The organism is Streptomyces xiaopingdaonensis, assembly GCF_000262345.1.
Classification (GTDB): domain Bacteria; phylum Actinomycetota; class Actinomycetes; order Streptomycetales; family Streptomycetaceae; genus Streptomyces; species Streptomyces xiaopingdaonensis.
Map to the genome: position 1 here is coordinate 1 of NZ_AJTQ01000215.1, position 5760 is coordinate 5760.

Genomic DNA, 5760 nt, shown 5'->3' on the forward strand with positions numbered 1-5760 from the left:
TTACGGTCGGCGCGGCGGGCTGGGACGCCCGCGCTCCCCGCAGACGACCGGAGGCAGACCATGGCCAAGATCCTTTTCGTGATGACAGGCGCCGACCACTGGACGCTCCAGGACGGCACCCTCCACCCGACCGGCTTCTGGGCGGAGGAGGCCGTCGCGCCGTACGAGGCGTTCAAGGACGCGGGCCACGAGGTCGTCGTCGCCACTCCCGGAGGGGTCGTGCCGACGGTCGACAAGGGCAGCCTCGCACCCGAGTTCAACGGCGAGGAGGACGGCGCCGCCGCGATGGCCCGCTCCCTGGAGACCTTCGACGAGCTGCGCGAGCCCGTCGAGTTGGAGGAGGTCGACCTCGACGGGTACGACGCCGTCTTCTACCCCGGCGGCCACGGCCCGATGGAGGACCTCGCCGTCGACGAGAACTCCGGCGCCCTCCTCGTCGAGGCGCTCGACCGCGGCACCCCCCTCGGCATCGTCTGCCACGCGCCCGCCGCGATGCTCGCTGCCACCCGCGAGGACGGCGGCAGCGCCTTCGCCGGCTACCGGGTCACCGGGTTCACCAACGCCGAGGAGTCGCAGGTCGGCCTCGCCGACAAGGCGGCCTGGCTCCTCCAGGACCGGCTCGTACAGGCGGGGGTGGACTTCCAGGAGGGCGAGGCGTGGGACCCGCACGTCGTCGTCGACCGGCAGCTCGTCACGGGCCAGAACCCCGCCTCGGCCGCGCCGCTCGCCGAGGAGCTCCTCAACAAGCTGGCCTGAGCGGTCCTTCGGCAACGGGACCGTGCTCGGCACCGGGACCGTGCCGGGACGGGCCGACTCCGCGTGCGGCGCGCCGCGTTCGCGTCGCCACCACGAGTGCGGCGCGCGGTGTGCCGTCCGGGCGCCTGCCGAGATCGGGGAGCGGGTGGAGACGGGGCACCAGGTCCGCCGCGTGCAGGTCGGCGAGGACCTCCCGGAGCGGGAACGTCCGGTAGTACATGACGAAGCGCGGCCGGTGGACGGCGTTCCGCAGCCGCATCGCGGTGTCGAACCCGAGCGTCGCCCAGTACGCCGCGGAACCCGGCCGCGGCGGGGCGGCGACGGGGAAGGCGAACCGCCCCCCGCCGCACAGCACTTCGCTCACCCGGCGGAAGAGCGCGGGCCGCTGCGACGGAAGGAAGTGCCCGAACGCGCCGAAGCTGACGACGAGTTGGAACGCGGGGCCGAAGGGGAGCGCGAGCGCGTCGGCCCGCACCCACTCGACCGGCCCCGCGGCCGACGCCCGGCCGGCCGCGAGCATCCCGGCGCTGCGGTCGAGCCCCACCACGCCTTCGGTGCACAGGCGTTGGAGGACGCCGACGCCCGCGCCCGTGCCGCAGCACAGGTCGAGGCCGCGCGCGTACGGGCCGAGCGGGCGCAGCGCCGCGGCCGTCGCGTCGAGGACGCGCTCGGGGGTGCGGAACGGGGTCGCGTCGAACTTCGGCGCGAGCAGGTCGTAGCCGCGCTCGACGGACGAGAGGCCCTGCACGGCGAGTTCGCGCACGGTGGGGCCGCCGGGGGAGAACATCGCCGCCAGCATAAGCCCGGCCGCCTCGGACACGGCCGCGCGAAGGCCCGCGCCGCAGGACTAGCATGGCCGCCCCGACGATCGCGGCGAGAGGGAGACATGGCGGACCAAGGCGGCATACCCGGCGGTGCCGGGCAGGGCAAGGACGCCCGCGCGCGACCCTGGCCCGCACCGCAGGACGCGCTCCCGGGGCCGTCGCCGTACACCCCGTACCCGCAGGCCGGCCCGTACGCACAGGCCGCTCCGTACCCGCAGGCCCCGCCGTCGCCGTACGGGCCGCAGTACGCCGCCAACCAGCCGCCGTACGCCCCCGGTTACGGCTGGGGCCCGCCGCCGCTGCCGAACGGGCAGGCCGTCGCGGCGATGGTCCTCGGCATCCTCGGGCTCTTCACCGTGCCGCTGGTGCTCTCGGTGATCGCGATCTGCCTCGGCGCCGTCGCGAGGACGAAGGCGGACAGGGGCGTCGCCGGCGGGCGCAGCATGGCGGTCGCCGGGTTGGTGACGGGGTGGGCCGGGCTCATCGCCTTCGCGCTGATCCTGTTCCTCGTCGCCCTCGTGGTGGGCTGAACGGCTCACTCCTCGCCGGGCATGGGCGCCGGTTCGGCCTCCCTCATGCGACGGTCCGTCCAGTACCCGTCGCCCTGGTTGTGCCGCACCTCGGAGGTGGAGGTGCTCCCGGCGGGCCCGGAGGGCTCCGACGGCGGCTCGGCCGTGTCCTGACGGAGCGCGACGACGGCGGTCACGGCGGCGACGACACCGGCGGCGAGAACGAGCTTGCGGATGCCGGAGCGCTTCACGGCGACCTCCCTGGCGGTTGCGGAGCCGTACGCGTACGGCGCTCACCCCGCCACGCTAGTGGCTGCGCGGCGGGGTGAACACCGGGGCGTGCGGGGCGGGTTCAGGTGACGGGCCCCTGTTCGTCGAACATCGCCTTGACGCTGTCGCCGAAGTAGGAGCTTCTGTTCACGCCGTTGTTGTCGATGGTGGACATCACGCCGTTGGTGTTGCCCAGCCCGGAGGATTCGTCGAACTCGCGCATCCACGGGCCGCCGCTGGAGCCGCCGCCGAAGTCGCAGCCGAGCGCGAGCTTGCCGTCGGAGTCCGAGGTGGTGCCCGTGCAGTACCACTGGAGTTCGCCGTTGTCGCGGTTGCCCGGGTAGCCGTTGATCGTGATGTCCTGCTCCCGCGAGTAGTTCCAGCTCAGCCCGTTGCCGCCGGTGCGGTTGACGAGCTTGTCGCCGTCCTGCGGCCAGGTGGTCACCATGGCGACGTCCCAGTTGAGGTCGCCGTTGTCGATCCAGCCGTTGAAGGTACGGAGCTGCTTGGCGGCGAAGGTGCCGTAGGGCCGGTCGCCGTTGCGGTACTCGGGCGCGTACGCCCAGTTCTCCATCCAGTCGCCGCCGTTGCCCTCGTGGGCGCAGTGACCGGCGGTGATCGCCATCTGCTTCGAGTCGCTGTTGAGGGCGCTCGCCGAGCAGACGTAGTCCTTGCCGTCGCTCGGCTTGGTGAAGAAGACCTTGCCGGCGACCGGGGTCTGGTCGATCTTCGTGCGCACGTCGCCCGAGGGGGCGGCCGCCGGTGTGTCCCCGGGGGTGCCCGTCGGCTGCTCGGGGGCGCCGGAGGAACGCTTGGCGCCGGTGTCCTCCGCGGTCAACGGCTGGGCGTTGCGCATGCGTTCAGGGGTCCAGTACTCCTCCACCTCCTTCGCGCTGCTGAGCGTGCCGACTCGGGCGCCGTCCGCCGTGCGGGCGGGCGACGCGGTCGTCGCACCGTCCGGCGAGGGGGCCTGTTGGGCCGAGGCGGGTGCGACCGCGGCCAGGGAGAGGAGGGCGGCAGCGGGCAGAGAGAGTAAGACGTGCCGAAAGAGGCGCACTTGTGTTCACCTTCCGAAGTTCCGGACACTCTGGACGCACGACACCGTAGGGTGACGGGGCCGTCCGCGGAAGACCGCCTGACCCCGGGCGGTGCGCGCCCCCTCGCTGCCTCGCAGCTGAGGAGGGGTGCACGGCCTCCGATGAGACGCAGGGCACATACAAGGAGTTGCCTCGTCCGGTGCAACCTTCGCCTCCCGGTAAGCGTCGGAGTATCCGGCGAGTGCCGCGGACGAAGGGGGCTGGGGAAGCGTTCCCGGTGCGTGAACGGTGCTCGGAGGCATGCGCGAGGCATGCTGACAACGCCCGTTCGGTGGGAGGGGGGCGCGCTCGGTCCGGTCGAGGACGCGGTGCGCGCACGGCAACATGCGAGAAGAGAAGACGGACATGTCCGAGGACGCGGAGGGGCGTGCTGTCTTCGTCGACAGCAGCGGCGGCAGACGAAGAGTCCTGCGGCGAATAGGCGTCGGCCTGGGGGTCGTCGCGCTCGGCTACGGGGCGATGCTCGGCCTCAGCATCGTCGGCGGCAACGCCACCGCGCCCTCCGTCCTCATACCCGGCCAGGACGACGAGTCCGACCACGGCACGGTCAAGGTCGAGCCCTCGGCGTCGAGTTCGGGAACCCCCGACGAGCAGCCCGACATCGCGGCCGAGACCGCAGGCGGTACCGGGCCCGGCGGCGACGCGGCCGGCGGCACCTCGGGCGCCGTCGGCGCCACAGGACCCGCGACCGCGCCCACCCCGCCCGCAGGCCGGCCGTCCCCCACCGACGTCCCCGCGCCCGGCGGCGGTTCGGACGCGGCAGCCGGCGGCGCAGGCGGCACCGGGCCGACCGGCCCGGACGAACCGCCGGTGACCGACCCTCCCACGGACTCTTCCGGGGACCCCGGCGACGGCGAAGAGCCGGACGACGAAAGCTCGCCTCGCACTCAGGGCGGTACGCGTTGACGGGACATCCCGACGGCAGACGGGGGCGGCACACCACCGGGGACGGCGTCCCCGACCCGGCCGACACCGGCGGCCACGACTCCCCTTCCCATGAGGCGACTTCACGCCTGCCGGGATTCCCCGCACCGGCGCCGTACGACCAGTACCCGTACGTCGAAGGCGGCGACGCGCACTCCCCGGTGTACACCGGGGCGCGGTACGCGCAACGGCGCCGTCCCGCGGCGCCGGCGGTGCCGTACGTGTCCGACACGCATGCTTCGGAGCCGAGCCGGCCGCGGGAAGAGTCGGCACCCTCCCCGCGTGCGTCCGCGCCGCAGGGCTCGCCGGGCCGGCGAGCGCCACGAGACGTACCGGCCCAGCCCGTGACCTGGGGCAGCGGCACCACACCCGCCGACGAAACCCGCCCGCTCGACCGCGTGCCACCCTCCGCACAACAGCCGGACGCTTCCCCGGCGCCGCCCCGCCGATTTCCCGACGCGACAGGTGAACAGCCCCCGCCCACGGGACCGCTTTCCCAACCCTCCGACACGGCGGGCGAATCGCCCTCGTCCACCATGCCGCTGCGCCGACTCCCCGACACGGCAGGCGGCTCGGCCCCGCGCAAGACGCTTTCCGCACCCACCGACAGCGAGCAGGCACCGCCCTCGTCCACGATTCCCCTCCGTCAACTCCCCAACGGTGCAGAGAGATCGCGCCCGCCCACCATTCCGCCGAACCAACTCCCCGACGCGGCAGGGGAATCGCCCTCCTCCACGATGCCGCTCCCTCTTCTCCCCGACACGGCAGGCGCACCGGCCCCGTACGCGCCGGAGACCCAACCGCCGCGCGTCGCAGGGGGATCGCCCTCCAATCCCCCCGCCCCACCGAGAGGAAAGACCGGCGAGGCCCACCGCCCCCAGGGCGGCAGACGGCGCCGTCCGAAGCAGGCGCGGGGCAAGCAGGTGCGGCGCAAGCGGTTGCCGTTGCGGTATCTGCTGCCCGCGCTGCTCCTCTGCACCGTCGTCGCGATGCTGCTCCTCCGCGGGTACGTGCACAGCGAGTTCCTCGCCGACCACCGCGTCCGCGAACCCGTCGCCACCGACCGCGTCCCCGACGAGGTCCTGGAGGGCGGCCCCGTTCTCGACGCGCGCGGCGAGAAGCCGGAGAGCTACCGCGTCCCCGACAGGACGATGGTCCTCACCTTCGACGACGGCCCCGACCCGGAGTGGACGCCGCAGGTCCTCGACAAGCTCGAGGAGCACGACGCGCACGGCGTCTTCTTCGTCACCGGCACGATGGCCTCGCGCTACCCGGAGCTGGTGAAGCGGATGGTGGACGAGGGCCACGAGGTGGGGCTCCACACCTTCAACCCCCCCGACCTCTCCTACCAGTCCGAGCGCCGCATCGACTGGGAGCTCT

7 protein-coding genes are annotated in these 5760 nt (G+C 73.5%); 4 read left to right on the forward strand and 3 right to left on the reverse strand.

Annotated elements, in window-relative coordinates; translation table 11 throughout:
- Positions 1 to 60: 60 nt before the first annotated feature.
- Positions 61 to 756, forward strand: a complete 696-nt coding sequence (locus UWG_RS0116880; protein ID WP_016908395.1) for a type 1 glutamine amidotransferase domain-containing protein — start codon at positions 61 to 63, stop codon at positions 754 to 756.
- Here UWG_RS0116880 and UWG_RS30295 read toward each other — a convergent pair.
- The gene (locus UWG_RS30295) at positions 740 to 1543 is read right to left on the reverse strand and encodes a class I SAM-dependent methyltransferase (RefSeq protein WP_237720118.1); all 804 of its coding nucleotides are present in this window, start codon (positions 1541 to 1543) and stop codon (positions 740 to 742) included. The two genes, UWG_RS0116880 and UWG_RS30295, sit on opposite strands and share 17 nt — an antisense overlap.
- 99 nt (positions 1544 to 1642) lie before the next feature.
- Between UWG_RS30295 and UWG_RS0116890 the strand changes: the two genes are divergently transcribed.
- Entirely contained in the window at positions 1643 to 2110 is a 468-nt protein-coding gene (locus UWG_RS0116890) for a DUF4190 domain-containing protein (protein WP_016908397.1), read from the forward strand.
- 5 nt (positions 2111 to 2115) lie between these two features.
- On the opposite strand, the gene UWG_RS0116895 is transcribed toward UWG_RS0116890, so the two are convergent.
- Together UWG_RS0116895 and UWG_RS0116900 are read right to left on the reverse strand one after the other, a co-directional pair.
- The gene (locus tag UWG_RS0116895) at positions 2116 to 2340 is read right to left on the reverse strand and encodes a hypothetical protein (RefSeq protein WP_016908398.1); all 225 of its coding nucleotides are present in this window, start codon (positions 2338 to 2340) and stop codon (positions 2116 to 2118) included.
- 101 nt (positions 2341 to 2441) lie between these two features.
- Positions 2442 to 3416: a trypsin-like serine peptidase gene (locus tag UWG_RS0116900; protein ID WP_016908399.1), complete on the reverse strand. Its 975-nt coding sequence runs from the start codon at positions 3414 to 3416 to the stop codon at positions 2442 to 2444.
- A 385-nt stretch (positions 3417 to 3801) separates the two neighbouring features.
- On the opposite strand from UWG_RS0116900, the gene UWG_RS31750 reads away from it, so the two are divergent.
- Positions 3802 to 4362: a hypothetical protein gene (locus UWG_RS31750; RefSeq protein WP_016908400.1), complete on the forward strand. Its 561-nt coding sequence runs from the start codon at positions 3802 to 3804 to the stop codon at positions 4360 to 4362.
- Positions 4363 to 4724: 362 nt separating this feature from the next.
- On the forward strand, positions 4725 to 5760 hold a 1036-nt coding region (locus UWG_RS33715; RefSeq protein WP_237720121.1), incomplete at its 3' end, for a polysaccharide deacetylase family protein.

Bases quoted from the DNA above. Each gene is read 5' to 3' on its own strand.
- UWG_RS0116880 (WP_016908395.1), top strand. From the start codon at position 61: ATGGCCAAGATCCTTTTCGTGATGACAGGCGCCGACCACTGGACGCTC.
- UWG_RS30295 (WP_237720118.1), bottom strand. From the start codon at position 1,543: ATGTTCTCCCCCGGCGGCCCCACCGTGCGCGAACTCGCCGTGCAGGGC.
- UWG_RS0116890 (WP_016908397.1), top strand. From the start codon at position 1,643: ATGGCGGACCAAGGCGGCATACCCGGCGGTGCCGGGCAGGGCAAGGAC.
- UWG_RS31750 (WP_016908400.1), top strand. From the start codon at position 3,802: ATGTCCGAGGACGCGGAGGGGCGTGCTGTCTTCGTCGACAGCAGCGGC.